Source organism: Cryobacterium sp. Hz7 (assembly GCF_004402815.1).
GTDB lineage: Bacteria > Actinomycetota > Actinomycetes > Actinomycetales > Microbacteriaceae > Cryobacterium > Cryobacterium sandaracinum.
The window spans coordinates 34,007-59,916 of the sequence record NZ_SOFB01000004.1; the positions used below are offsets into that span (position 1 = coordinate 34,007).

Sequence of the window (25,910 nt, forward strand, 5' to 3'; positions counted from 1 at the left end):
GGCGGTTGCCCGCCCCGGACGGCGCTACGTTGGTTCCTGATTACTTCGTGACGACCGACGGGTCGGCCTTCGTGGCGAAGCTGTCGTTGACGATCGTGTCGAGGGCGTCGTCGATCTGGCTCTGCGCTGCCACGTCACCGGCGGCGACGAAGGTCGGGCCGATCTTCTTCAGCACCGTGAGCTGGGCCTTGCCGGGCACGTTGTCCACGTCGAGGTTGGAACGCTCGGTGATCACCGTGGTGGCCACGGCGAGGTCGAGGCCCGAGACGCCGGCCAGGATCTCGGCGGTCTGGTTGGGGTTCTCCAGCGCCCAGGCGCGGGCGTGCTCATAGACGTCGACGACGGTCTGGGCCACATCGGGCTTCTCGGTCAGGAAGCTTTCGGTGGCGTTGAGGAACCCGTAGCTGTTGAAGTCGACGTTGCGGTAGAGCAGCTCCGCGCCGGCAGCCTCGGCACCGGCCATGATCGGGTCGAGTCCGGCCCAGGCGTCGACCGAGCCGTTCTGGAGGGCAGCCCAGCCGTCGGCGTGCTGCAGGTTCTGCACGGTCACGTCGTCGAGGGTGAGTCCGGCCTCCTCCAGAGACTGGAGCAGGAAGAAGTAGGGGTCGGTGCCCTTGGTGGCGGCGATCTGCTTGCCCTTGAGATCGGCGACGTCGGTGATCGCGGAGTCGCCGGGAACGACGAGGGCCGCCCACTCGGGCTGCGAGAAGATGTCGATGACCTGGATCGGCGAGCCGTTCGAGCGGAACAGCAGCGCGGCCGAGCCGGCGGTGGAACCCACGTCGATGGCATTGGCGCGCAGTGCCTCGTTGGCCTTGTTGGAGCCGGCCGACTGCACCCAGTTCACGGCGATGTCCTGGTCGCTGAGGGCATCCTCGAGCCAGCCCTGGTCCTTGATCACCAGGCTGAGCGGGTTGTAGGTGGCGAAGTCGATGTTGAGGGTGCCGCCGGTGGTGACGGTGGTCTTACCCGCTTCAGCGGCCTCGGCCGGCTCGGCGACCGGCTGGTTTTCACCCGCGACGCAGCCGGTGAGCAGCAGGGCGGCGGCGGTTGCGACGGCAAGGAGTGCGATTCGTGTGGTGGAGCGGTGCTGTGTCATCGGGATCTCTCAGTTGATTGGGCAGCGGATGCTGCACCCGGTGTGGGAAAGCGGTGGTGAAAGCAGTGCGGTGGTGAAGTGGTGAGGCAGAAAAGTCAGTAGGGGAAGGCCGGGATGGTAGAGGTCGCGGCGAGCCCGCGTGCCTCGCCGTGGCGGTCGATGCCGAGCCCGGCGAGAAGTCGTCCGCGCAGTTCGGCGAGTTCCGCCGAGCCGCGGTCGCGGGGGCGGGCCCCGGGAACGGTGAGTTCCTGCACGATGGTCGCGCCGGCGCGGGTGTCGTTGTCGGGCCGGCCGAGCAGGATGATCCGGTCGGCCAATTGCAGCGCCTCGTCGACGTCGTGCGTGACCAGGAGGACCGTCGTCGGCGCCTGGGCGTGCACGTCGAGCAGGAGGTCCTGCATCTTCAGGCGGGTGAGCGCGTCGAGGGCGCCGAACGGTTCGTCGAGCAGCAGAACGCCCGGGTTGCGGGCCAACGCCCTGGCGAGGGAGGCACGCTGCGCCATCCCGCCGGAGATGGCCTGGGGGCGGTGGCCGGCGAACGCGGCCAGACCGACCAGCTCGATCAGTTCGGCGACGCGGGCGCGGCCGGCGGCCCGCGGGGTGCCGCGGGGCAGTCCCAGTGCGACGTTCTCGGTGACGGTGCGCCAGGGCAGCAGGCGCGGCTCCTGAAATCCGACCGCGCAGCGCGGGTCGATGCCGGCGACGGGCGAGCCGTCGATTCTCACCTGGCCGGTGGTCGGGGAGTCGAGGCCGCCCGCGATGCGGAGCAGAGTGGACTTGCCGCATCCGCTCGTGCCCAGAAGCGCCAGCACCTCGCCGGGCCGCACCGTGAGGGAAACCTCGCGGAGCACCGGGGGTAGGGCGGTGGCCCCGCGGGTCGTGGCGGGGGCGAACGTGCGGCCGATCGCCTCGAACTCGACTGTGCAGGCCGAGTTTCCGGTCGTGGCCGTGGTTCTGATCGTGGATCTGGACGCCGCGCCGCGCACGGACGCCGGATCGGCGAACGCCTCGTGTGGTGCGGCGCGGTGCGGCATGGGCGGCTTTCGGTCGAGGGAGGGGAAGAGTTGCTTGACGTTAGCCGAGGGCAGACGGATGCTGCTGGGCCGGCCGCAACCCGACGTAACACGCGGCGCTTCTTCTTGGGATGATGGGGCCATGACTCGAACCGTTTCCGGAGCCCGTGTGCTCATTACCGGTGCCGCCAGCGGCATGGGCCGCCTCTATGCCGAGCGGGCCGTCGCCGAGGGCGCGAAAGCCGTGATCCTCTGGGACCGGGACGCCGGGGCGCTGACCCGTGCGGCCGGCATCCTCGGCGATCGGGCCGGCGAGGGCACGCTCGTTGTCCCGTATGTCGTGGACATCGCCGACCTCGGCGCGATCGCCCAGACCGCCCAGCGGGTGCGCACGGAGGTCGGCGACCCGGACATCGTGATCAACAACGCCGGCATCGTGCGCGGAGCCTTCTTCTGGGAGCACGACAACGGCGCGGACACGCGGCCGACCATGCAGATCAACGCGCTCGCGCCGATGTACATCGCCCGGGAGTTCCTCCCGGCGATGATGGCCAATCGCGGTCGTGCGTCGCGTATCGTGAACATCGCGTCGGCGGCCGGGATGCTCTCGAACCCTCGGATGAGCGTCTATGCGGCGTCGAAGGCGGCCCTGATCGGGTGGGGCGACTCGCTGCGTCTGGAGCTCAAGCAGCAACGGTTCGGGCACGTGAAGGTCACGACCGTCTGCCCCAGCTACATCTCGACCGGGATGTTCGAGGGTGCCCGCGGTCCGCTGCTGACGCCGGTGATGACGCCGGAATACGTGGTCGAACGGGTCTGGCAGGCGATGCTCGCGGGCAAGCCCATGCTCACCATGCCGTGGACGGTCGTGCTCTCGAAGGTGGTCCGCGGTCTGCTGCCGCTGCCCCTGTGGGACGTCGTCGCGGGTCGCGTCTTCGGTGTCTACGGCTCCATGGACAAATTCACCGGTCGCCCCTGACCCGAGCCCCGGTGGTCGAGCCTGTCGAGACCCGGCGACCCGCCCCGCCGCCGCCCCCCACGACGCTGGTCGAGCCTGTTAAGACCCGGGACGAGAGCCGCGCCCTACAGCCCCACCCGCTTGCTCGGCAGTGCGATCAGTGTCTGTTCCGGGTCGTTCTCCACCGGTGGCCGCAGCCAGTGTTGCGTTCCGGTGCGGGTGATCTTCCAGTGCTGGTTGTGCAGCAGTAGATGGTGCGGGTGGCAGAGCAGTACTTCTTCGGCGAGGTTGGTGTCTCCGCTGTCGGTGAGCCAGTCGTTGATGTGGTGGGCTTCGGTCCAGGCTGGTGATCTGTCGCAGTCGACCCACCGGCATCCGCCGTCGCAGAGCACCCGGTCGATGGTTTCCTGCGAGATGGGGACCGGGTTGCCTTGGATCTGCCCGTGAGCGGCGGGTTCGGCGGCACCCGGCTCGGCGGGTTCGGCTGTGAGGGCCTTCTCGGTCACGATCACGCGCACCGCCGGGCGGCGTCCGCCGAAGACCCGGCCCGGGTCGGCCTCGCCGGCGACCTTCGGCAGCTGCACGAGGGAGTCCGTGTTGATCTGCTCGGTGCTGCGCGGGTCGTCCTGCATTTTTTGGGCCCAGGCGGCGCGTTCCGGGTCGACGAAGCGCACTCCGCCGCGGCGGGGGCTGGTGATGGAGTCGAAGGTGGAGAGCACGAATTCGCCGTCTTCGGGGGCGAAGAGCCCGTTCAGGCGCACGTTGTCATTGCTCAGCCGGTAGACCTTCAGGTAGCGGTCGTCGTGGGCCTGCTTCTCGTGGGCGGTGATGCCGGCCTGATCGAGCCGGTCGCGCATCTGTCTCGCCCGTTTGAAGACCTCGTCGGCATTCAGTGACGGTGCCTCGGTGAGGAGCACCGCGAGGGCCACCCGGAGCTTCTCCGCGGTGACTGCCGCGTCGATCTGGCCGAGCCCGGCCCGGATCGCCTCGGCCGCGTCAACCGAGAGGGTGCCGGCGGTGACGGCCCGGGCGATCGGCGCCTGCCAGGGCACCTTCGCGGTGAACGCCGCGACGTCGACAGCATCCGCGACGTCGACAGCATCGGCATCGGCATCGGCGTCGGCGTCGGGCGTCGAGAGCGTCGAGAGTGCCTCTTCGACCAGCTTGTCGGCCGCCTCGGTGTCGGCCATCATCGTGCCGACCGCGACGAGCTTGTAGGCGTCACCCATGGATGAGCCGGTCCAGTTCTGGATCAGGGCCTCGGGCGAGAGGAACCCCTGCTGCGCGGCCAGCCCCGAGTGGCCGAGTTCCGGGCGGGACCGGCGGGCGATGGTTGCGGCCATCCACGCGGCGCGGGTGTCGAGCAGTCGGCGAGCCGCTGCAATCTGCTTCTGACCGATGAGAACGACTGCGTCGGGAAGAGCCGCGAGGTCGGCGCTCGAGGAGCCCAGCAAGGCGACGGCATCGGCCGCCCGCCTGAGGTCATCCGCGAGGTTCGTCTTGTTATGAGGGTACCTTAAGGAGCACAGGTAGGCGAGTGTCACTCACCTTTTGTGGATAGCAGTTTCGTATCTTTGTTCAGCCGCCCGGCTGTTTGGCCGCGCGGCGCCACCGAGTCAGCGCTGAGCCCGCGGCCTGACCGGCAGCAACGCTCGGTGCCGTGGCGCAGGTTGGGGACGACGGCGGATCCTCTCACGTGCGCCCGCTTTACGGAACGCGTGCCGGGAGGTGCAATGTGGCACGGGAACCCTGATGACTGACTCGCCGGGTCTCGACGGGCTTGACCACCGACGGGGCCGCGACTTCGAGGCGCAGACAGGCCCAGGCCCAGGACTGACGCGGGTCGCCCCGCCGACAGGTCCGCTACCGGCAGGTCTGTGACTTTCGGATGGATCCGTCCGAGTTCTAGCCGACCCAGAAGGGTGCCGTCTCTGTAGGTATCTCGCTGAATCTCCATGGTCTCCTCCGCGCCGTACCGGGCATGCTACTTCGCTGCACTGTTCCTCCGGGCTCGTTGACAGCGGCCCTCGCGGGGACCTAGTATGAAATCGTTTCCATGGAAACGATTCCACGACTACATCGGTACCCGCGCGAACACGAAGAGGTGAGAGATGGTTGCCATCACGATCAAGGATGTCGCCGCCCTGGCCGGCGTCTCCGTGGCCACGGCCTCCCGGGTCCTGTCCGGCAGCCCGGCCACCTCGCCCGCGGCTCGGGCCGGCGTCGCCGCCGCGGCCGCTCAGCTCGACTACCGGCCCAACGCCCAGGCGCGCGCCCTGCGCAGCACCCACACCGAGTCCATCGGCCTGCTGGTGTCGGATGTGCGCAACCCCTTCTTCGCCGACCTCGCCCACACGGTCGAACAGGCCGCCCTGGCTGCCGGCTATGTCACGCTGCTCGGCAACGCGAATGAGCGCAAGGAACAGCAGGACCGGTACCTGGACACCCTGATCTCCAGGCGAGTGGACGGCATCGTCGTGGCACCGCTCGGGGACGGCAGCGGCAGCATCCGTTCGCTGATCGAACGCAAGATCCCGACCGTCTTCGTGGACCGCACCGTGGACGGCCTCGATGTGCCGAGCGTGACCACGGACAGCGAAAACGGCATCCGCCAGGCTGTTGCACACCTGGCCGCGGCCGGCCACACCCGCATCGGCTACATCTCGGGCCCGCAGGCCATTTCGACCGGCCGGGACCGGTTCGCCGCCTTCACGCGCGCGGTGGCCGAGTTCGGCCTCAGCCAGGACCCCGAGCTGGTCTACTTCGGCGACTTCCAGGCCGCCAGTGGCTCGGCCGGCGTGCACGCGCTGCTCGAACTGCGCCAGCCGCCCACCGCCCTGCTCGCCGCCGACAGCCCGATGGCCGTGGGCGCGATCGCCATTCTTCACAAGCGCGGGCTGCGTATCGGCCGGGACGTGGCTCTGATCGCGTTCGACGACATCGAGTGGTTCGCCCTGCTCGACCCGGCGCTCAGCGTCATCTCGCACAGTGTCGAGGACATGGGCCGGATCGCCGTGAAGATGCTGCTCGAGGTCATTGGCGGAGGCACACCCGAGTCGGTGGTGCTGCCCAGCGAACTGATCATCCGGGCGTCGTCCTCGGCGCCCATCTCAGGAGTGCCCGATTCACCCGCAGCCGTTTCACCCGCATCCGGGCCGAGCCCGAGGAAGAACTGACATGAGTCAACAACCACTGGTCACCCTGCAGAACGTGGGCAAGACTTTCGGACCGGTGACGGTCATCAAAGACGTCACCGTCAGCGTCTACGCCGGCAAGGTGCAGGTGCTGCTTGGCGAGAACGGCGCCGGCAAGTCCACCCTGATCAAGATGATGGCGGGGGTGTACCAGCCGGACGCCGGCCACATCGTGGTGGACGGGCAGACAGTCACCCTGCCCACCACCCGCGCGGCCGAGGAACTCGGCATCGCCACGATCCACCAGGAACTGAACCTCGTTCCCACCATGAGCATCGCCGAGAACGTGATGCTGGGGCGGATGCCCACCAAACACGGCCTGGTCGACCGCAGCGCCCTGCGCAATCGGGCGCGTGCCGCCCTCGCCCTGATCGGCCTCGACGTCGACGTAGACACCCTGGTCGGCGACCTCGGCATCGCCCGGCAGCAGCTGGTCGAGATCGCCAAGGCGCTCAGCATCAACGCCCGCATCCTGATCCTGGACGAGCCCACCGCGGCCCTGACCCGCCACGAGACCGAGAGCCTGTTCGCCGTGATGACCGACCTGCGCCGCCGTGGGGTGGGCATGCTGTTCATCAGCCACCACCTTGACGAGATCGCCGAGGTCGGCGACACCGTGACCGTGCTGCGCGACGGCGAGTTCATCGCCGAGGTGCCGGCCTCCACCCCCGAAGACGACCTCGTGAAGCTGATGGTCGGCCGCAACATCGAAGACCATTTCCCGCGGTCGGCCGGCGACGTGAGCCAGGCGACCGAGATCCTCACGGTCGACAAGCTCACCTCGGCCGGCTCGTTCAGCGACATCAGCTTCAGCGTCAAGGCGGGCGAGGTGCTTGGCATCGCCGGGCTGGTCGGCGCGGGGCGCACCGAACTGATCCGCGCGATCGCAGGCGCCGACCGGTACACCTCCGGCACGGTCGCCGTGCGCGGCCGGCAGCTGCCGAACGGCAGCATCCAGGCGGCAATCGCAGCGGGCATCGGGCACGTGCCCGAAGACCGCAAGGGACAGGGGCTGGTGCTCGACGCATCCGTCAACGACAACCTCGGCTACGCCACGCTCGCCGCCACCGCGAAGCTGGGTCTGGTCGACTTCGCCGGCCAACGCAGCCGGGCCGCCGAGGTGGCCATGAAACTGCGCATCCGGATGCACACCATCGACCAGTCGATCGGCGCACTCTCCGGGGGCAACCAGCAAAAAGCCGTGTTCGGCCGCTGGATCATCGCCGCCTCCACGGTGCTGCTCCTCGACGAGCCCACCCGCGGCGTCGATGTGGGCGCCAAGGTCGAGATCTATGAACTGATGAACGCGATCACGGCGGCCGGGGGAGCGATTCTGATGGTCTCCAGTGAACTGCCCGAGATTCTCGGCATGAGCGACCGCATCCTCGTGATGCGCGACGGCCGGATCGCCGGCGAGCTCACCGCCGCCGAGGCCACCCAAGACGCAGTCATGACACTCGCCGCCCGCGATGTCGACGAGAAGTACGAATAGAGATAGGGAAGCCACCATGTCCACCACAACCCTGCCGTTGAAGCGCCACGGTCTCGACTACAAGAAGTTCCTCGCCAACAACGGCGCCCTCGTCGGCCTCGTCGTTCTCTGCATCGCCCTGTTCATCGCGACTCCCGACTTCCTGACCGCGCAGAACCTGCTCAACATCGGCATCCAGGTGTCCACGGTGGCCGTGCTGGCCTTCGGGATGACCTTCGTCATCGTGGCCGGCGGGATCGACCTCTCGGTGGGTGCCGTGGCGGCCCTGTCGGCCATGTCGTCGGGCTGGATGTTCGCCAGCGCCGGCCTCCCCGGCTGGATCGCCCTCCTGGGTGGTCTGTTCGTCGGAGCCCTGGCCGGCACCATCAACGGTTTGGCCAACGCCTACGGCAAGCTGCCCTCGTTCATCGCCACGCTCGCCATGCTCAGCGTGGCCCGCGGACTGACCCTGGTCATCTCCGACGGCCGTCCGATCTCGACGCCGGCCGAGGTCTCCTTCCTCGGCGGCAACCTGGGCCCGGTGCCGATGCCGATCATCATCCTTGTGCTCGCCGCCCTGGCCGCTTCCTTCCTGCTCAACCGGACTGTCATCGGCCGCTCGATGTACGCGGTCGGCGGCAACGCCGAAGCCGCCCGGCTGTCGGGACTGCCGGTCAAGCGCATCCTGGTCACCGTCTTCGCCCTGGCCGGACTATTCGCCGCACTTGCCGGGCTCCTGCTCGCCGGGCGCCTCGACTCCGCGCAGCCGCAGGCCGCGGCGGGCTACGAACTCGACGCCATCGCGGCCGTCGTGATCGGCGGTGCCTCCCTCGCCGGTGGCCTCGGCAAGATCTCAGGCACTTTCGTGGGTGCCCTCGTGCTCGTCGTCATCCGCAATGGCCTGAACCTGCTCAACGTGACATCGTTCTGGCAGCAGGTTGTGATCGGACTCGTGATCGCCCTCGCCGTGGGCGTCGACGTGCTCCGCCGCAAGACCCGCAGCAGCTGACCAGGCCGGCGGCCGACATCCGTCACCCCCTCTACCTTTCTCCTCACCCATCAATAACCACAAAGGAATACACAATGAAGTCCTCCTCGTTTCGCAAAATCGCGGCGCTGACCGCCACCGCCGCCCTGATTCTGGTGGGCACTACGGCCTGCGGCCGTGGTGGCGGGTCTGAGGCGTCGGGCACCAAGATCGTGCTGGCCGTCTCCACCCTGAACAACCCGTTCTTCGTGGAACTGCGCGACGGCGCGCAGGCTGCCGCCGACGAGGCCGGCGTGCAGCTGAACATCGTCGACGCCCAGAACGACTCGGCCACGCAGGCCAATCAGCTCGCCACCGCCGCCTCCGGCAGCACCAAGGCCGTCATCGTGAACCCGGTGGACTCCGACGCAGCCTCCTCCGCCGTGAACGACCTCCTCAGCGCGGGTATTCCGGTCATCGGGGTCGACCGCACGGTCAACGGCGCCGACCTGAACTCACTCGTCGCCAGCGACAACGTGGCCGGTGGCCGTCAGGCTGCCGACGCCCTCGCCGAGGCCATGGGCGAAACGGGCAGCGTCATCCACCTGCAGGGTGTCTCCGGCACCTCGGCCAGCCGTGACCGCGGCCAGGGCTTCGAAGAGGGCATGAAGGCCTACCCGAACATCACCGTGGTCGCCAAGCAGACCGCCAACTTCGACCGCGCCGCCGCGCTCGACGTGACCACGAACCTGCTGCAGGCCAACCCCGGCGCGACCGGCCTCTTCGCTGAGAACGATGAAATGGCGCTCGGCGCCATCCAGGCGCTCGGGTCGCGGGCCGGCACCGAGGTCGCGGTCGTCGGCTTCGACGGCACGGCCGACGGACTCGCCGCCATCGAGGCAGGCACCCTGGTTGCCACCATCGCTCAGCAGCCGGCCGAACTCGGCAAGCTCGCCGTTGAACTGGCCATCAAGGCCATCGCCGGCGACACGATCGAGAAGACCGTTCCGGTCGAGGTCGTCTCCGTCACGAAGACGAATGTCGGCGACTTCGCCAAGTGAGTTACTCCGCCAGCACGGTCGTCGTCGTCGGGTCGATCAACGTCGACCAGCTGATCACCATCGAACGCCACCCGCTGCCCGGTGAGACCCTCATCGGAACGTCGATGGAGCTCCTCCCCGGAGGAAAAGGAGCCAACCAGGCCGTCGCGGCCGCCCAGCTGGGCGCCGCGGTGAGTATGGTCGGCCTGGTCGGCCGGGATCCGCAGGCCGAGGTCGCGACTGCGATCCTGACCCGCTCCGGAGTGAACTTGTCGAATGTGCGCGCGGTGGACGGCCCGACCGGCCTGGCACTCGTCACGGTCGCCGCCGACGGCGAAAACACCATCGTGATCATCCCCGGCGCCAACGCACTGCTGGGCGCGGAGGCCGTTGAGGCCAGCGCGACCGTCATCGCGGAGGCCGCCGTGGTGGTGCTTCAGGGTGAGATTCCCGCGGAGGGCATCGTGGCGGCAATGCGGCTGGCCACCGGCCGGGTGGTGCTGAACCTGGCGCCCGTGATCGAACTGGATGCCGCGAGCATCCGTCGGGCCGACCCGCTGGTCGTCAACGAGCACGAGGCTGCCCTCGTGCTCGCGCAGCTCGCCCCGAAAATGGTCATCCCCACCGAGGACGCCGAGCTCGTCGCCCGGCTCCTCGACTGGGGCGTTCCCTCGGTCGTGCTCACCCGCGGTGCGAAGGGCGCGATCTGCGCCGACCGGGACGGTACCCACAGTCTGGCGTCGCCACGGGTCGTTGCCGTGGACAGCTCGGGCGCCGGCGACGCATTCGTCGGCGCCCTCAGCGCGCAGCTCGCGGCCGGGTCGAGCCTGTCCGAGTCCGTGCGCCGGGCCGTGCGCGTGGGTGCCTTCGCAGTGCAGTCGCGCGGCACGCAGACGTCGTATCCCTCCCTGGCCGACGAGCTGCCGCTGGTACGCGCATGAAGCGCCGCGGCATCCTGAACGCCGACCTCTCCGGCGCCCTGGCCCGCCTCGGGCACACGGATGTCGTTCTCCTCGCGGACTGCGGCATGCCGATCCCGGCCGGCGTTCCCGTGATCGACCTGGCGCTTGTGCATGGTGTGCCGCGCTTCGAGCAGGTGCTCGACGCCCTGCTCGAGGAGATGGTGTTCCAGCGCTGCGTGGCCGCGGAGGAGTCGAAAACCGCCCCCGCCGGGGTCTGGCTGGCCGACCGGTTCGACGCGATCGAGTACATCAGCCACGCCGAGTTGAAGGACCTGTCGGCCTCGGCGAAGCTATTCATCCGTTCGGGGGAGGCGACGCCGTTCGCGAACGCGGCGCTGGTCTGTGGCGTCTCGTTCTAGACGTCTCGTTCTAGGCGTCTCGTTCCCGAACGAATTGGTTCACACCGAACCCGGTTGAGCTACGGGTGACGGATGCCCCGGCCGGCCAGCACGGCCCGGTAGCCCTCGCGGTAGGTCGGATAGCTGAACGTGAAACCCGTGCCCAGCAGCAGCTGGTTGCGGAGGCGTTTGTCGCCTCCGCGCTGGCTGTCCCGCGGGACGGGCCGAGTGGGCGCGGCAGTCGTTGTGCCGGGAGCGCCGGGTGCCTCAGGCTTAGGGGCCGGCAGTCCAAGCTCCTCGGCAAGGAACGCCAGCACCTCACCGCCGCGCACCGGCGCGCTGTCGACGCCGAGATAGAGGGTCGCCGGTGCTTCCTCCCGCAGCATCAGGTGCACGATCGCGGCCGCGGCATCATCCCGGTGGATGCGGTTCGTGTGGCGGGCCGAGGCCGACGCGGTGGTGCGGCCGCTCCGCACCTGGGTGATCAGGCGCTCCCGGCCGGGGCCGTAGATGCCCGACAGGCGGAAGACGACAGCCGCGGGGATGCGGGCGTGCAGCATCCGTTCGGCCTCGAGCAGAATGGCGTCGGTGCCCGGCCGCGGGTTGGCTGGCGTCTGCTCGTCGACCCAGCTCTCGTCGGACACGTCGTAGACGGCGGTCGACGACACCAGCAGCACGCGGCGGGGCGTGACGCCGGCCTCGTCGAGCGCGTCGAGGAGGTTCTGCAGACCGTCCACGTAGGCCGCCCGGTAGACCGCGGGGCTGGGGTTGCCCGCGGCGATCGCCACGATCACGATCTCGGTGTCGGCCGGCACGACCGGCTTGTGCGCGCTGAGGTCGACGGACTGGCCCTCGATGCCGGCGGGGAGAACGGCCGCGTTGCGGCGCAACCCCACCACCCGGTGCCCGAGCGCCGCGAAACGCAGGCCCACCTCCGTGCCGAGGTCCCCGCATCCTGCAATGAGTACCTTCATCTCGCTCCTCTTGTCTGCTTCCAACGCTAGCGGCACTCTCTGAACGCTGACAGTCGACGCAGTAGGCTCGGTGGGTGAGCGAATCATTCCGCAGCATGCTGCGTTCCCTGCCGGATTTTCCCGTCGATCTGCCGATTTTCGACCCGGCGTCGGCGCCACTCGACCCGGCTGTACTGTTCCGGTCGTGGCTTGATGAGGCCCTCGCGGCCGGGGTTTCCCAGCCGCACGCCTTTAGCCTGGCGACCGTCGGCGCCGAGGGCATGCCGTCGTCGCGCATGCTCATCCTCAAGAATCTCGACGCCGAGGGCTGGCACTTCGCCACCTCGCGGGCGTCGCGCAAGGGCCGGGAGCTGACGGAGCATCCGTTGGCCGCGATGAATTTCTTCTGGTCGGCGCTGGGCCGCCAGGTGCGCGTGGTCGGCCCGGTCGCCGAGTTGTCGACGGATGCCTCGGCGGCCGACTGGTCCGAACGGCCCGGCGCCGACGGATCAGAGAACCCCACCTGGCAGCTGTACGCCCTGCGCCCGGTCGAGGTCGAATTCTGGCAGGCCGACCCCGGCCGCCGGCACGTGCGCCACCGCTACCTGATTCCCGCCGAGGGCTGAGCGCGCTCGGGCTGAGCGGGACTACTTCCAGCGGCGGGCGGACCCGGTGAGGAACTGCACATAGCCGACCAGTGACGCGTAGGAACACAGCACCTGGTCGCCGAGCAGATAGGCCAGGTAGCCGAACCGGTTGCGTCGCATTTCCAGACCGAGCGGACCGAAGACCCGGCGGCTCTGGAACATGCGCAGACTTCCGTAGATCACCAGGGTGATCGGAAGCACGGCCAGCGCCCAGATCGAGACCACGGCCGTGTTGCCGAAGACGGCGAACAGCACGAGGCCGGGCACCCAGAACAGCCCGTCCACTCCTGCATGCGGGTGGGCAGGTTGATGCGGGAGTTGCGCACGAGAACCGCGCCGGCCACGGCAACAGTGTCTGCCGGGGCGGATTCAAGCCGGGAGATCAGGTGGCGCGGGGCCTTCCGGTGCAGCAGCGTGTCCGCGTCGACCGTGATCAGATAGGGCGTGGTCACGTGGGTCAGTGCGGAGTTCAGCGCGTTCGACTTGCCGGGGACAGGTTGCCGCACGACCAGCAGGTCCACGTCGGATTCGATGGCGGCGACGTTGGCGAACCGCGCCGTAGCGTCATCGGAGCCGTTGTCGGCGAGGATCACCGTCACCTCGCCGGCGTAATCGCTCCCGCCGATGCAGCGGATCGCCTCCCGGAGACCGTCCTGCTCGTTTCGGGCGGCCACGATGATGGTCAGGGGGGTGACCGGATCGGGGACCCGGAACGGCGGCTGGCGATCCAGCAGGAGCGACAGGCTTAGAAACGCCACCACGAAGCCAGGCAGGAATGCCACCAGGAAGACGATGATCCACGCCGCCGGTTCGCCGGTCAGGCGGGTCAGGTCCTGGATCCACGGCAGCGAGATCCAAACGGATGCGTCGGTCCAGCTGAGCGCGAACAGAACGGACAGCCAGAACTTCACGGCGACGGAGAGGCAGAGCCGGCGCCCGGGCGTCCGGTGGAGGGCAGCGGGCTCAGCGCACGCTGTCGGCGATGCCGGCGGTGCCGGCGCGGTTGGAGCGCGGGCATGTGAGCCCCAGGTGCGGGCTGTGTGACTCACGGCTGCGGCATCTGTCCCCCGGGTTGTTACTAGAAACGTACGCCGCGACGGGCCCGCTGAGGAGTTGCCGAAGACACCAGTTCGGAGAGCTAGAAGTCCTCGTAGGTGAAGGCCTCCTCGGCGAGAAGCTGGGTCCAGGGCTCCGGTCGTTGGGAGCGGACTTGTTGCAGCGTGACGGTCGAGTTCGGGGTGATCAGAAGCGTAGTCAAGAACCCGGCGGAATTGATCACATTGATGAATCCTCCACCGCGCTGCACCGCGTCGGCCACGGAGGTTTTCCATGCTGCCAGGTCATCGTCGGTGTCGACAACGTAACGGTCGCCATTCACGGTCAGACGGTACTCGTTCATGGAAATAGACCCTGTCTCTCAGCGGACCCTGAAGCGCCACGTGGTGGTTCAGCAGAGATCGGACGATGCCCTAAGAATTGGCGTCGGGAAGTAATATATAGCGATCAGTTTGAATTTCAAATTATTTTATGTTGGAAGATGATGCACGTCGTCGATAGGGTGGAGGCGGAAATGTGCCGCAGATCCAGCTGAGTACTTTTCGTTGATGTCGGGAGGAATCCATGTTCAAGGAAAGTGGCTCCGTCCAGGTTCTCGAGGGTGTTGCTGCTGCGGTGGTCGTTCTGCTTCGAGCGCTGGACAAGACGCGTGCCGGGATGGCGGCGAAGGATGGCTTCACGGGTTCTGAGATACGGGTTCTTTTTCGAATTTCGGAAGCGGGCCGGGTGACACCGAAGATTTTGGCCGGTTCCACGGATCTCTCGATGGGTGCGGTCACCGCGATCTCTGACCGGTTGGTCGCCCGGGATGTCGTGCGCCGAGTTGCCAACCCGAATGACCGGCGGAGCCTGTTCCTGGAGCTGACTGCGACGGGCGAGACGCTGATGGATAGCATCTACGGTGATTTTCGTGCACGGATCGGTGAAGCTCAGAGGAAAATGTCGTGTGCTGAACAGGAGCTGCTCGAGGCGCAGCTGCTGAATATCGCTGCGGCGCTCGGCTACGACCTGGAAGAAAGACTTGCTGGAACTCAAATATCGGTCGTGAAGGCTTCTTGAGCCTCCCGTTTCGGACGTGGCGGGGTACGTTCGGAAAATGACTTGGCCACGTTTGAAAAGGAGCAGCAGCGAGAATCGCAGGGGGGATTGCCATGCGTGATCAATTCGCGGTTGCCGAAAAGGCATTGTCCGCTTTGACAGGCAGCGAGTCCCGTCTGTTCGAGCCGTTCCTGGGGGTACTGCCAGTGGATGGCGTGTCAATCTCGACGTTCGGTGACTTTCTCCCTGATGAGACAATCTCGGCGAGCGACGCCCAATCGATGCGGCTGGACGAGCTGCAATTCGATCTGGGCGAGGGTCCGAGTTGGGATGCTCTAGAAACCGGGGCGCCGGTCTTCGAGCCGAACATTCGCGAACGACCGAACCGGGTTTGGCCGGCGTTCTCGGAGGCAATCATCGCCGATGATCTGGGCGCGCTTTTTGCTTTTCCTTTGTCGTTGGGGCCGTTGCGCATCGGGGCGATCGACCTGTACACGAGTCGGCCCAGTCATCTCAGTGATCTGAATATCCAGCACACTGCAGCCCTCGCGACCGTCGTCAGCCGGCTCGTTCTCGCCCGTGCCATCCGGCTGTCCCAGAGCGACATTAAGGGTGAAACCGACACGCGCAAACAATTCTCCCGACGTGAGGTGCATCAGGCCACAGGCATGGTGCTGGCCCAACTGGGGATTTCTGCCCTGGACGCCCGTCTGACCATCCAGGGCCATGCCTTCGCCGTCGGCCGATCTGTGCAGGAGATCGCGGAGGAGATCATCGACCGGCGATTGACTTTTGCGGTGAATGAAAACCAGATCGAAGGGTCTCATGATTGATGAAACGAGAGAAGACCGCCTGATCGAAACGTTCGCGACCCTAGCTGACACCCTGGTTGCCGGTTATGACGTGGTGGAGCTCCTCCAGACACTGGTGGAGAGTTGCGCCGGGCTCTTCGATATTGCGGCGGCAGGTATTCTCCTGGCCGACGAAAACGGAGAGCTCGAAGTTGTCGCTTCCACCAGCGAAGCCAGCAGGCTTGTCGAGGTGATGCAACTGAGCGCTCGGGCGGGCCCGTGTGTCGAGTGTTTCATCACCGGGTCGGTCGTGTCCCTGCCGGACGTGGAGGACAGCCCGCTCGCGTGGCGGCGGTTTCGGGACAGTGCCAGGGAGCAGGGTTTCGCTGCGGTCCATGCGATTCCGTTGCGGCTGCGTGAGACTACCATCGGCGCCCTCAACTTGTTGTCCACTGTTCCCGGCGCCCTGCGTCAACAGGATGTGCGCGCGGCCCAGGCGTTGGCCGATGTGGCCACGATCGGGATTCTGCAGGAACGCACGCTCCGAGAAAGCAACTCGGTGCGGGAGCAATTGACGATTGCGTTGAACTCCCGAGTCCTCATCGAGCAAGCCAAAGGCGTGATCTCGCATTCCCGCGGAGTCTCGATGGAGGACGCATTCGCGTTGCTGAGGAATCACGCTCGCAGTAACCACTTGTTGTTGTCCCAGGTTGCTCAGGGGCTGGTCGACCAGACCCTTGTCATCTAGGCGGGAGACCCCCGCGCCTCTCAGAGCGCCTGAATCCTCCCGGAGCGCGAAATTCCCTGCTTGATTTCTGTGACGAACACCCTCTGAAATACGACTACATGTTATGAGATTCTCGCTGAAGACAGATTCTGTCTCGGCGGGACACGCTCCGATCGCGTCCACTCCATCGATTCTCCTGTGACGCGGCTGAGCGAAGTCGTCCTGACTCTCTGAGGTTCATATCTATATCAGTAGAGGAGATATCAACATGGCAACATACGACTCATCCGGTTTAAACATGAATCGAAACATCGACGACCACGGCTCCGATGCTGCGGTATCCGCGGGCGATGGGGCGACCAACCGCCACGAGGTCGCCGACCGTGATAAGGCCGTCGGCCGCGACGAGGCCCGCTTCGGCGGGATCAAGTGGGGATCGGCTTTCTTCGGCTGGCTCACCGCCACCGGGACCGCGGTGATCCTCACCGCCCTGTTCGCTGCGGTCGGAGCCGCAGTCGGCCTGGGCGGGGCCGATTCCACAGACCAAGCTGCCGGAACTGCTGCCGGGAACGCCGGCACCATGGCACTGGTCGGAGCGATTGTGCTCGCGGTTGTGGTCTTCGTGTCATATTTCTGCGGCGGCTACGTCGCCGGTCGGATGGCCCGCTTCAACGGAATCAAGCAGGGAATCGCGGTCTGGGTCTGGGCGATCGTGATCGCTGCCATCGCAGGGATCCTCGGGGTCATTGCCGGCGGTGAACTCAACGTTCTGGGGAACCTGAACAGCTTGCCCAGCATCCCGCTCAATCCGGACGGTCTCACGGCAGGCAGCATCATCACCGCGATCGTCATTGTCCTGATCAGCCTCATCGGCGCAATCGTCGGCGGACTCGCCGGAATGCGGTTCCACCGCCGCGTCGACCGCGAAGCACTCGGCCGCTGACGTCCAGCACCTAACACTCATATCCAACACCTGCACCGGGCGGCTGGGCGGGCGCAGGTCTGCCCAGCCGCTACCGCACTCTCGTACCCAAAATTTTGAACAGAAATGAGACCGCCATGGCGCGCCTGCTGAAGTACATCCCCGTAATCCTGACCGTGGTCACCAAGTACCTGCGCAGCCCGCAGGGGAAGGCCGCGATGCAGAAGGTTCGCTCGTCGCGCCGCCGGCCGAAGAACGTCGGCAGTACCCGCCCGGGATACTGAAGAAATCCGTCTGCGCCGCGACCACCGGCCCTGCACCTGGCAGACGCCGCTGACGGTGACGAAAACTGGGAAGAAGCTGAGACAGTCGACAGCGGTCGGCACTGGAGCATCGCCGGCACCACCCCGGTAGGACCTGCCGACGGCTACTGAGTCCTTGATGCGAGGGGCCTGACAGCCGTGAGGGATCGTGGATTTGGGTTCGCGGCGGTTGTCCGCGAGGTCTGGCAGTGACTCTCCTCGAACGAATTCGACGGAGATTCTGCCCAAATCGCCCCCATAGAGCCTGAAAATGCAGTTTTCCGGCAGATTCTCCGTCGAATTGGTTCAACACCGGACACGACGCTCCGCCTGGGCGCACCGTGTCCACTCGGTGCAGTCAGCTCTGACTTTCCGGGAGCGACTCCACCAATCGAATAGGGTCCGCTCACCTACGCCTCGGTCACCTGGCCGTTGTCCACCCGCCAGTGCCGGTCCGTGTGCACGTTGGCCAGCATCCGTCGGTCGTGGGTGACCAGCAGCAGCGTGCCCTCGTAGGACTCGAGGGCCTGCTCGAGCTGCTCGATGGCGGCCAGGTCGAGGTGGTTGGTGGGCTCGTCGAGCACCAGTAGATTGATGCCGTGCGCCTGCAGCAGCGCCAGGCCGGCACGGGTGCGCTCGCCGGGGGAGAGGTCCGCGGCCGGACGGTTGACGTGGTCGGCCTTGAGGCCGAATTTTGCGAGCAGGGTGCGCACCTCGGCCGTGGACAGATCGGGCACGAGTTCCTCGAAGCTGGTGGCGAGGTGCCGGGTGCCATCGAGTTGAGCCCGAGCCTGGTCGATTTCGCCAATGCTGACGCTGGCACCGAGGCTGGCCGTGCCGGCATCCGGAACCTGATGCCCCAACAGCGCGCGCAGCAGCGTGGACTTGCCGGCCCCGTTCGGCCCGGTGATGCCGATGCGCTCACCCGCGTTGACCTGCAGCGACACCGGGCCGAGGGTGAAATCGCCCTGGCGGAGCACCGCGTTGCTCAGCGTGGACACCACCGAACTCGAGCGGGGCGCGGACCCGATCGTAAAGTCGAGCTGCCACTCCTTGCGCGGCTCGTCGACCTCCTCGAGGCGCGCGATGCGGCTCTCCAGCTGCCGCACCTTCTGCGCCTGCTTCTCGCTGGACTCGGCGGATGCCTTGCGTCGGATCTTGTCGTTGTCGGGTGCCTTCTTCATGGCGTTCCGCACGCCCTGGCTTGACCATTCGCGTTGGGTGCGGGCCCGGCCCACGAGGTCGGCCTTCTTCTCGGCAAACTCGTCGTAGTGTTCGCGCTTGTGCCGGCGGGACGTTTCGCGTTCCTCCAGGTAGGAGTCGTAGCCGCCGCCGAAGACCCGGTTCGCCCCCTGGACGAGGTCGAGTTCGAGCACGCGCGTCACGCAGCGCGCCAGGAACTCACGGTCGTGGCTGACGAGCACGACGCCGCCGCGGAGGCCGGTGACGAAGGACTCCAGGCGTTCCAGGCCGTCGAGGTCGAGGTCGTTGGTGGGTTCGTCGAGCAGAACGATGTCGAAGCGCGACAGCAGAAGGGCGGCCAGTCCGACCCGCGCGGCCTGCCCGCCGGACAGAGACGTCATCAGGGTGTGCTCGGCGAGTTCGGTGCCGAAAGTGAGACCGAGGCCGGTGAGCACCACGGGCATCCGTTCATCGAGATCGGCGGCGCCGCTGGCCAGCCAGCGCTCGAGGGCGGCCGAGTACGCGTCGGCCGGGTCGAGGCCGTCGGGTCGCGGGCTCGGTGATGCATCGCCGAGAGTGGATGCCGCGTCGTCCATCTCGAGGGTCGCCTGGGCGCAGCCGGTGCGCCGGGCGATGTAACCGGCCACGGTCTCACCGGGCACACGCTCGTGCTCCTGCGGCAGGCAACCGACGAAGGCGTCGGCCGGGGCGAGGCTGACGGTGCCGGACTGCGGTTCGGACAGGCCCGCAAGCAAGCTCAACAGCGTGGACTTGCCCGATCCGTTCACACCGACGACACCCACGACGTCGCCGGGCGCGACGGTGAGGTCGAGGGAATCAAAGAGTGTGCGGTGCGCGTACCCGCCGGTCAGGCCCTTGGCCACGAGTGTTGCGGTCATTCGTCTATTTTCTCAGACTGGCACTGCGGTTGCGCGCGTCACGGCGTGTTGCGAAAGTCTTCAAGAAGAGCGGCTCGACGGATGCCGACGGATGCAGACGGCGGCTCAGGCTAGTACCGGTTCCGCCTGCCTACGGGTCCGAGCGGGCGCCTGTGCTCGGGCTCCGGACGGAGCCTGAGCCTGACCCGGAACAACAACGGCCTCAGCGGCAGCCGGCACGAAAGCCTGAGCCGAAGTCGCAGCGGGTGCGAGGGTGAGGATTCGTTCCAGGAGCAGCGTCGCGGCGTTTCGCCGGATGGACAGCACGACCCGGGCCTCGTGCGGATTCTGCCCGGCAGGCCCCGCGGTGACAGGCCCCCCGGCCGCCGCCTCCACCTTGGCGAAGTGGGTCTGGCCGTGGCGCGGGCCGGCGCTCATGTCCACGCAGATGCGCAGGGTCGGCGCCCGCTCGGCCGCAAGAGCGCCGGTTGCGAAGGCCGCGGCGATGGAGGTATGCAGGGCGAAACGCCGCGTGCTGAACTGCGTGCCGCACTGCGTCAGGCAGGTGCCGAGCATGGCGGCCAGTGCCTGCTGGGTCAGCCCCGAGGCCGAGGCGAGTGCCCGCCGGTGGGTCTCATCGAAGGTGTGCGGCGCCGTCGCGTCGAGCGGGACCACGGTCACCGGCCAGCTGGCCGCGAAGACGTCCGCGGCGGCCGTGGGGTCGGCGGCGATGTTGCCCTCGGCGAATTTGCCGACGTTGCCGGGCGCGAAGACGGCGCCGCCCATGATGGTGACGCGACGCACGAGCCGGGGAAGTTCCGGGTCGAGGCAGAGGGCCTCGGCCAGGTTCGTCAGCGGGCCGACCGCGATGACCTCCAGTTCGCCGGGATATTCGTGCGCCAGCCGGATCAGCAGCTCCGTGGCGCTGTCGTCGACTGGGTGCCGCCGCGAGCGGGGCAGCAGCACGTCCCCGATCCCGTTGCGGCCGTGCATGTGGGCGGTCCCGCGCCGGGAGATCCCGCTGACGGGCTCCCAGACGCCGACCGCGACCGGGATATCGTCACGCCCGGCGGTCGCGAGCAGGCTCAGGGTGTTCGCCGCAGCGACGGCCGGGTTGACGCATCCGCTCACCGTGCCGATCCCGACCAGACGGATGCCCGGTGTCGCCAGCAAGAACGCAAGCGCCATCGCATCGTCGATCCCGGTGTCGCAGTCGAGGTAGATCGGGCGGGGGTGGGGAGCCGTCGTGGGAGTCATCGTTGACCATCCGTTCTCATCGTGCTGGTTCAGGGGTTCAGAAGTGGTGCGGGAGTTCATACGGCGGGGCGCAGAATCAGGGAGGCCAGGAAGGATGCCAGGGTGAGACCCGCGGAGATCCACAGGGCCGTCTGGAAGCCGGCGACCGTGCCCGCGGCCACGACCGGGGCGACTAGGGCGATGCCGATGCCGATGCCGATGCCGAAGCAGGCGCCGTTCAGGCCGGGCAGGGCCCCGCGGGCTTCGGGCGGCGAGTTGAGCACGGAGACGCCGTTGACCGAACTCTGGAACAGGCCGAGGTAGAAGACGCCCATCACGATGAGCAGGCTGAAAACCAGCCAGCGGTCCATCGCGAACACGGCCAGGCCGACCGTGATCAGGGTGATGACGCCGCTGCTCAGCCTCAGCGCGGTGATCCAACCGATCCGCACGGCGATCCAGCCGGAGAAGATCGCCGCGGTGACGCCGACGAACGCGGTCGGGGTGAGGTAGAGCAGCGCCGACATCGAGGCGGAGAGCCCGTAACCCACCTGATTGTTCTGGCTGAGCAAGACCACGGTGAAGTTGAGCGCGGAGAAGACCCCGGCCAGGGTGAGCATCGTGGACAGCAGGAGCGGCCACACCCGGCGGGAACGCAGCGCGTGGATGGGAATGAGCGGCCGTCGGGTGCGCCTCTCAACGAGCACGAAGACGACCGCGCTGACGACCGCCCCGACGAGGTAACTGAGCGTGAGCGGGTCGGCCCAGCCTGACGACGACGCCTGCGAGATCAGGCTCGTGAGCAGCACCAGAAACAGGGACAGGATGCCGGCACCCCACCAGTCCATTGACCCGTCCTGGGTGCGCGGCTCATCCTGCGGAATGAAGAGTGCGACGCAACTGATTGCGACCAGCCCGAGGCCGAGGGTGATCACGAAGAGGAACCGCCAGCCGATGGTGTCGGTCACGTAGCCGCCGAGGAAGCCGTCGACGCCGAACAGGCCGCCGTTGACCGAGGTGATAATGCCGACCGAGATGCCGAACAGGCGGCTGTTCAGGCGCTCCGAGAGTAGGAGGAAGGAGATCGTGAAGGTGGCGTTGGACGCGCCCTGCAGTACCCGGCCGAGCAGCAGCAGTGGGAGGCTCGGTGCGAGGGCGCAGATGACGGTGCCGATCAGCAGCAGCGTCAGTACGATCACGAGGCTGCGCTTGCGGCCGAGGAAATCGCTCCAGCGGGAAAAGACCATGCCGAAAACGGCGCCGGAAAGGAAGAACACCGACTGCACCCGGGCGACATCCTGCATGCTCTCGCCCAACTGGGCGCCGACGGCTGGCAAGGCGGCGGAGAGGAGGGTGGCATTCAGCTGGAACGTCAGGATCGCCAGGACCAGCGTGCCGATCAACACTCCGGGAGCCCGGGGAGCGCGGGCGCGCCCCATTACGGGAGCGGCTTCGGAGGAAAGCACGAGCATGACACGACTCCTTCATTGGAGCAAACACAAGGTCGACACGCTCAGTGTACATGCTTGTTATACAAGTACGTGAGATCACACGATAGGCTCGACTCACCGACCAGGGGAGAACGAATGGATCGACGCACGGAGACGGCCCTGGCAGGTCCGCTCGAGACCAATGGAGCTCTGCCGCTGCGGGTGGCGGTGTACTCGCGCATCACCGAGGCGATCCGCAACGGATCCCTGCCGATCGCCTCCCTGCTCCCATCGGAGTCCGAGCTCGGCACGGCGATGGGCGTCAGCCGCACGGTCGTGCGGGAGGCCCTCATGCTTCTCGAGGAGGACCGCTTCGTGCGCTCGCGCCGGGGCATCGGGCGCTTCGTCGCCGACCGGCTGCCTCACCTCGGGCTGCAGAAGATCCGTCCGATCGAGGAGCTTCTCAGCGAGACCGGACCGACCGTGCACGTTCGCCGCACCCAGACTGCGCTGCAGTCCGCGTCGCCCGCGTTCACTGCGGACGCCATCGGTATCCGCACCGACGAGGCCTCATGGTTTCTCGAGAGCGTCATCACCCGGGAGGGTGCACCCATCGCCCTGATCCAGGAGCACGTGCCGGGAGACCGCCTGAGCCGGCTCGGCGAGGCGGCGGTGGCGGCCGTGTCCGAGGCAGGCGTCGACGCGAACGCCCAGGGTGACGCGGGAGCTGCGGGACACAGTGCGCTCGCCGCGCTGATCGCGGTGCTCGGTCCGATCTTCGGGCCCGGCGAAACCGACATCACGCTCGGTGTTCCCGGTGCCACACGCGGCAAGCTGCTCGGGCTGCCGGCCAGCAGCCCGGTGCTCATCCTCACCCAGACTCTCGACCACGACGGGCGCCCGTTCTATCTCTCGAAGGCCCTGATCAACACCGACTTCGTGCAGCTGACGATCAGCCACGCGGTGCAGTCCTGAGCCGGGCCGCTACCGCAGCGCCGAGATAGTCATCGAGATCGCCTTGAAGTTCGCGATCCGCTGCTCGTAGCGGGCCGCGAGCACGATCAGGATGACGCCGCCCACGCCCAGCCACAGCCACCACGTCACCGCGCCGTAGGCCAGCGAGATCCAGGGCCAGAGCTGCGCCACCGCGTGCAGCATCAGCACGATCGCGCCGATCACGAACGGAGCCTGCAACTTGCGCACGGCACCGACCACGATCACCACGGTGGCAACGAGGCCGAGGCCCACCACCCGCCAGAGCGGGCTCTCGGTGATGTCGAGCAGCACTGACGGAACGAGCAGCACGAGCAGCCCGGGAGCAAGCCAGCGCCGGCTGCGCGCGGCCGGCGTGACGTCGAGGTGCAACCAACCGGTGGCCAGCAGGGCGATGGCCAGTGGAACGCTCACGATCTCCACCGTGGCCGGCGCCGCGTACGCGGACCCGGCGACCACGGCGCCGCCGCCAGCCCCGATTGCCACCCAGGCGACCATCCGGCCCAGCCGGCTGTCGTCGCACCAGAACGCCGCCAGGTGCAGCGCGGAGAAAGTCCAGACGAGCAGGATCACCCGGATGGTCGCCAGCGGCTCGTAGCCGAGTGCGGCCACCTCGGCCGCGAGAACCCCGACGATCGCCAGGACCAACAGGACGTAACCGAGGCGCAGCGCGGGGGCATACGTTGCTTCGCCGCGGCCCGGGCCGGTACCCTCATCGGTGCGCCGGGTGACGGTGACGAGACCTGTGCCGACGGCCGCCAGGATCAGCGCCGAGGGCAGCAGCCATGCCTCGAGCCGGGTGTCTGGGCCGTTCGGCGCGAGCTCGAGCAGCGGCTGGATGCGGGATGCGGCCGTGAGCACAACCGTGAGCGCGCCGACGCCGAGGGCCGGCCAGGCGAGGGATGCCCAGCGCGGCCGGACCAGGAGGAGCGCCCCGCTGACGGCGAACGCACCGCCGATGGTCAGGGCCAGCACGGGGCGGAGGAGATCGCCCGTGCCGCCGACCACCGCGCCGGGCAGCAGGGCCAGGGCCAGTCCGGCCGTGATCCAGCGGGCCCGCACGGCGACCGGCGCCTCGGTGTCGGCCGATCGCGCGCGCCCGGCGAGCACCTGGCCGACGACGATAGCGAGGCCGAGCGGCACGGTCACGAACTCGAACGGTTCGGTGGCTTGCGTCCCCACGGCGCTCATCAGGGCGAACCCGGCCAGCCCCGCCGCAACCCAGCCGACGGCCATGGTCAAGGGCACGCGCAGCCGCCACGCGGCCAGCACGTGCACGACCCCGAGGGCGAGCACGAGAACGGATGCACGCACCGCGGTCACGGCGGCGTCATCGGTCATATCGGCCCCGGTGAATGCGGCAATCTCGGCCGTCGTCACGGTCGCCAGCGCCAGCACGAGCAGCGTGATGCTCGCGATGGTGCGCGGACGGAGGGTCGCTGGGTCGGTGCGGGCGCCGATCAGGAACGCCCCCGCCGCCGCGGCAGCGAGCGGGAACAATCAGCATTCGAGCCGCGCATCGGGTGCGCCGGGTGCGCCGAGCACGCGCATCAGCTGCACGATGCTGGTCACCAGGAGCCCGATTGCTCCGCTCGTCCAGGCGGCGGCAAGGTACGCCGATCGTGATGGCCCCCAGCGCGCGGCGGCAGAGCCCAGCAGCAGCACGCCGCACGCCGCGGCCATGACGATCGGACGCGCGGGCGAGCCGGAGGCCGAGGCGAGCGCCAGCGGCACGATCGCCACGAGCAGGCCGGCCAGGGTGAGCAGCGCCGCGGCCGGGCTTGCCGCTGCAGCCCGAGGAATGCGGCCGAACCGGCGGATCAGCACGGCCAGGACCAGCAGCATGCCGGCGACCGGGAGCACGTACGGCTCAGGGGCCTCGGTGCCGACGCGGTTCAGCCCGACCCAGAGGCCGGCCGTGCCGAGCAGCAGGGCGAGCCAGCCAAGATGGCGTCGCGGTGACCGGGAGCCGAAGAGCCCGTCCGGGGCGATCGCCGTGACGAGGGCGGTCGCGCCGACCAGCAGCAGCACGAGCCAGGCGAGGGGGCTCCCGGCGGCGAGAGTCAGGAGAGTGCCGGGAACCAGAATCAGGCCCGCGCCGGCCTCGAGGGCGAGCCGGTCCGTCCGCCCTTGGGTGTTCGAGGCCGTGTCACGTGCCCCCACCGTGTCGAGTACGAGGCCGAGGGCGCAGACGAGTAATGCCGCGGTCGCGACGGCGATGCCGTCGACGGGCGCGGGGGCATCCGTCGTCTGCCGCACGGACCAGATCAGCGCGAGCAGCGTTGGCGCGGCTGCGCCGAGGGCCACGACACGCTCGATCCGTGCGGTGCCGGAGTAGACGTGCAGCCGCAGCCAGATTCCGATGGCGCCGAGCAGGATCACCGTGGGCACGACCGCCAAGGTGGGGGAGCCCAGCAGCAGCGCGGCGCGAACGCCGGCCGGCAGGGTCTCCGCGAGACCGGTGACCGGCAGGGCGACGGCCGCCACGGTCGGGGCCAGCAGTGCCCAGAACGCCCAGCGGCGCTCGGTGTCGGTGAGGATGCGGCCCGCGGGGAATGACACCGCGAGCTGCAGCAGGGCGGTCGCGAGTGCGAGGGCGCGCAGGCCGTCGACGATGAGGGCCGTTTCAGAGGGTGAGGCCGCCAGCGTCAGGGCCCACGGCGTGACGACGGCGGCGACGAGCGTGAGCAGGGCGGCCCCGGCCAGGAGGATG

26 protein-coding genes are annotated in these 25,910 nt (G+C 68.0%); 14 read left to right on the plus strand and 12 right to left on the minus strand.

The window, feature by feature from the left end:
* Positions 1 to 40 precede the first annotated feature (40 nt).
* A complete protein-coding gene (locus E3N86_RS00585; protein WP_134374826.1) occupies positions 41 to 1,099 on the minus strand; it encodes an aliphatic sulfonate ABC transporter substrate-binding protein in 1,059 nt (352 codons plus the stop codon).
* Between the two features lie 95 nt (positions 1,100 to 1,194).
* Positions 1,195 to 2,133 (minus strand): ABC transporter ATP-binding protein, encoded by a 939-nt coding sequence (locus E3N86_RS00590; RefSeq protein WP_134511108.1) that lies wholly within the window; start codon positions 2,131 to 2,133, stop codon positions 1,195 to 1,197.
* Between the two features lie 121 nt (positions 2,134 to 2,254).
* Between E3N86_RS00590 and E3N86_RS00595 the strand changes: the two genes are divergently transcribed.
* Positions 2,255 to 3,091 (plus strand): SDR family NAD(P)-dependent oxidoreductase, encoded by an 837-nt coding sequence (locus E3N86_RS00595; protein ID WP_104100056.1) that lies wholly within the window; start codon positions 2,255 to 2,257, stop codon positions 3,089 to 3,091.
* Between the two features lie 104 nt (positions 3,092 to 3,195).
* On the opposite strand, the gene E3N86_RS00600 is transcribed toward E3N86_RS00595, so the two are convergent.
* Positions 3,196 to 4,614 (minus strand): DUF222 domain-containing protein, encoded by a 1,419-nt coding sequence (locus E3N86_RS00600; RefSeq protein ID WP_134511109.1) that lies wholly within the window; start codon positions 4,612 to 4,614, stop codon positions 3,196 to 3,198.
* A 567-nt stretch (positions 4,615 to 5,181) separates the two neighbouring features.
* Here E3N86_RS00600 and E3N86_RS00605 point away from each other — a divergent pair.
* The 6 genes from E3N86_RS00605 (at position 5,182) to rbsD (ending at position 11,063) form a co-directional block, all read left to right on the plus strand.
* Complete coding sequence (locus E3N86_RS00605; RefSeq protein ID WP_134511110.1) at positions 5,182 to 6,246, plus strand: LacI family DNA-binding transcriptional regulator; 1,065 nt, start codon at positions 5,182 to 5,184, stop codon at positions 6,244 to 6,246.
* Between the two features lies 1 nt (position 6,247).
* A complete protein-coding gene (locus tag E3N86_RS00610; RefSeq protein ID WP_104100059.1) occupies positions 6,248 to 7,756 on the plus strand; it encodes a sugar ABC transporter ATP-binding protein in 1,509 nt (502 codons plus the stop codon).
* A 16-nt stretch (positions 7,757 to 7,772) separates the two neighbouring features.
* Positions 7,773 to 8,744, plus strand: a complete 972-nt coding sequence (locus tag E3N86_RS00615; RefSeq protein ID WP_134511111.1) for an ABC transporter permease — start codon at positions 7,773 to 7,775, stop codon at positions 8,742 to 8,744.
* Positions 8,745 to 8,818: 74 nt separating this feature from the next.
* Complete coding sequence (locus E3N86_RS00620) at positions 8,819 to 9,763, plus strand: substrate-binding domain-containing protein (protein ID WP_104100061.1); 945 nt, start codon at positions 8,819 to 8,821, stop codon at positions 9,761 to 9,763.
* Positions 9,760 to 10,683, plus strand: a complete 924-nt coding sequence (locus E3N86_RS00625; RefSeq protein WP_104100062.1) for a ribokinase — start codon at positions 9,760 to 9,762, stop codon at positions 10,681 to 10,683. The genes E3N86_RS00620 and E3N86_RS00625 overlap by 4 nt, the downstream gene beginning before the upstream one ends.
* Positions 10,680 to 11,063: a D-ribose pyranase gene (rbsD, locus tag E3N86_RS00630; protein ID WP_104100063.1), complete on the plus strand. Its 384-nt coding sequence runs from the start codon at positions 10,680 to 10,682 to the stop codon at positions 11,061 to 11,063. The genes E3N86_RS00625 and rbsD overlap by 4 nt, the downstream gene beginning before the upstream one ends.
* A gap of 59 nt (positions 11,064 to 11,122) precedes the next feature.
* Here rbsD and E3N86_RS00635 read toward each other — a convergent pair whose 3' ends face one another.
* Complete coding sequence (locus tag E3N86_RS00635; protein WP_134416226.1) at positions 11,123 to 12,016, minus strand: NAD-dependent epimerase/dehydratase family protein; 894 nt, start codon at positions 12,014 to 12,016, stop codon at positions 11,123 to 11,125.
* 74 nt (positions 12,017 to 12,090) lie between these two features.
* Between E3N86_RS00635 and E3N86_RS00640 the strand changes: the two genes are divergently transcribed.
* Positions 12,091 to 12,621, plus strand: a complete 531-nt coding sequence (locus E3N86_RS00640) for a pyridoxal 5'-phosphate synthase (protein ID WP_104100065.1) — start codon at positions 12,091 to 12,093, stop codon at positions 12,619 to 12,621.
* Positions 12,622 to 12,642: 21 nt separating this feature from the next.
* Here E3N86_RS00640 and E3N86_RS00645 read toward each other — a convergent pair whose 3' ends face one another.
* From E3N86_RS00645 to E3N86_RS16620, 3 genes are all read right to left on the minus strand, one after another.
* Complete coding sequence (locus tag E3N86_RS00645) at positions 12,643 to 12,825, minus strand: hypothetical protein (RefSeq protein ID WP_134374818.1); 183 nt, start codon at positions 12,823 to 12,825, stop codon at positions 12,643 to 12,645.
* Positions 12,822 to 13,553: a glycosyltransferase family 2 protein gene (locus tag E3N86_RS16615; RefSeq protein WP_166784959.1), complete on the minus strand. Its 732-nt coding sequence runs from the start codon at positions 13,551 to 13,553 to the stop codon at positions 12,822 to 12,824. The genes E3N86_RS00645 and E3N86_RS16615 overlap by 4 nt, the downstream gene beginning before the upstream one ends.
* Positions 13,554 to 13,780: 227 nt before the next feature.
* Entirely contained in the window at positions 13,781 to 14,041 is a 261-nt protein-coding gene (locus E3N86_RS16620; protein ID WP_158250226.1) for a hypothetical protein, read from the minus strand.
* Positions 14,042 to 14,262: 221 nt separating this feature from the next.
* Between E3N86_RS16620 and E3N86_RS00655 the strand changes: the two genes are divergently transcribed.
* The 5 genes from E3N86_RS00655 to E3N86_RS16625 all read left to right on the plus strand — a co-directional run bounded on the left by E3N86_RS00655 (position 14,263) and on the right by E3N86_RS16625 (position 17,460).
* Entirely contained in the window at positions 14,263 to 14,757 is a 495-nt protein-coding gene (locus E3N86_RS00655; RefSeq protein ID WP_134343179.1) for a MarR family winged helix-turn-helix transcriptional regulator, read from the plus strand.
* Positions 14,758 to 14,849: 92 nt separating this feature from the next.
* Positions 14,850 to 15,569, plus strand: coding sequence for a GAF and ANTAR domain-containing protein (locus E3N86_RS00660; protein WP_134374814.1), 720 nt, complete (start codon positions 14,850 to 14,852; stop codon positions 15,567 to 15,569).
* Entirely contained in the window at positions 15,562 to 16,275 is a 714-nt protein-coding gene (locus E3N86_RS00665; RefSeq protein WP_104100070.1) for a GAF and ANTAR domain-containing protein, read from the plus strand. Before E3N86_RS00660 ends, E3N86_RS00665 begins: the two co-directional genes overlap by 8 nt.
* Before the next feature lie 277 nt (positions 16,276 to 16,552).
* A complete protein-coding gene (locus E3N86_RS00670) occupies positions 16,553 to 17,197 on the plus strand; it encodes a hypothetical protein (protein ID WP_134511112.1) in 645 nt (214 codons plus the stop codon).
* A gap of 95 nt (positions 17,198 to 17,292) precedes the next feature.
* Positions 17,293 to 17,460: a hypothetical protein gene (locus E3N86_RS16625; protein WP_166784960.1), complete on the plus strand. Its 168-nt coding sequence runs from the start codon at positions 17,293 to 17,295 to the stop codon at positions 17,458 to 17,460.
* Positions 17,461 to 17,888: 428 nt separating this feature from the next.
* Here E3N86_RS16625 and E3N86_RS00675 read toward each other — a convergent pair whose 3' ends face one another.
* From E3N86_RS00675 to E3N86_RS00685, 3 genes are all read right to left on the minus strand, one after another.
* A complete protein-coding gene (locus E3N86_RS00675) occupies positions 17,889 to 19,559 on the minus strand; it encodes an ABC-F family ATP-binding cassette domain-containing protein (protein WP_134374810.1) in 1,671 nt (556 codons plus the stop codon).
* A 105-nt stretch (positions 19,560 to 19,664) separates the two neighbouring features.
* Positions 19,665 to 20,795: a nucleoside hydrolase gene (locus tag E3N86_RS00680; RefSeq protein WP_134511113.1), complete on the minus strand. Its 1,131-nt coding sequence runs from the start codon at positions 20,793 to 20,795 to the stop codon at positions 19,665 to 19,667.
* Positions 20,796 to 20,851: 56 nt separating this feature from the next.
* Positions 20,852 to 22,246 carry an MFS transporter gene (locus E3N86_RS00685; protein ID WP_134374806.1) on the minus strand — a complete coding sequence of 465 codons (1,395 nt, stop codon included), beginning with the start codon at positions 22,244 to 22,246 and terminating at the stop codon, positions 20,852 to 20,854.
* A gap of 114 nt (positions 22,247 to 22,360) precedes the next feature.
* Between E3N86_RS00685 and E3N86_RS00690 the strand changes: the two genes are divergently transcribed.
* On the plus strand, positions 22,361 to 23,179 hold the full coding sequence (locus tag E3N86_RS00690; protein WP_134374804.1) for a GntR family transcriptional regulator: 819 nt from the start codon (positions 22,361 to 22,363) through the stop codon (positions 23,177 to 23,179).
* Positions 23,180 to 23,188: 9 nt separating this feature from the next.
* Here the strand turns inward: E3N86_RS00690 and E3N86_RS00695 are convergent, their stop codons facing one another.
* Positions 23,189 to 24,697, minus strand: coding sequence for an SCO7613 C-terminal domain-containing membrane protein (locus E3N86_RS00695; RefSeq protein ID WP_134511114.1), 1,509 nt, complete (start codon positions 24,695 to 24,697; stop codon positions 23,189 to 23,191).
* Positions 24,698 to 25,759, minus strand: coding sequence for a hypothetical protein (locus E3N86_RS00700; protein ID WP_134374800.1), 1,062 nt, complete (start codon positions 25,757 to 25,759; stop codon positions 24,698 to 24,700).
* Positions 25,760 to 25,910 lie beyond the last annotated feature (151 nt).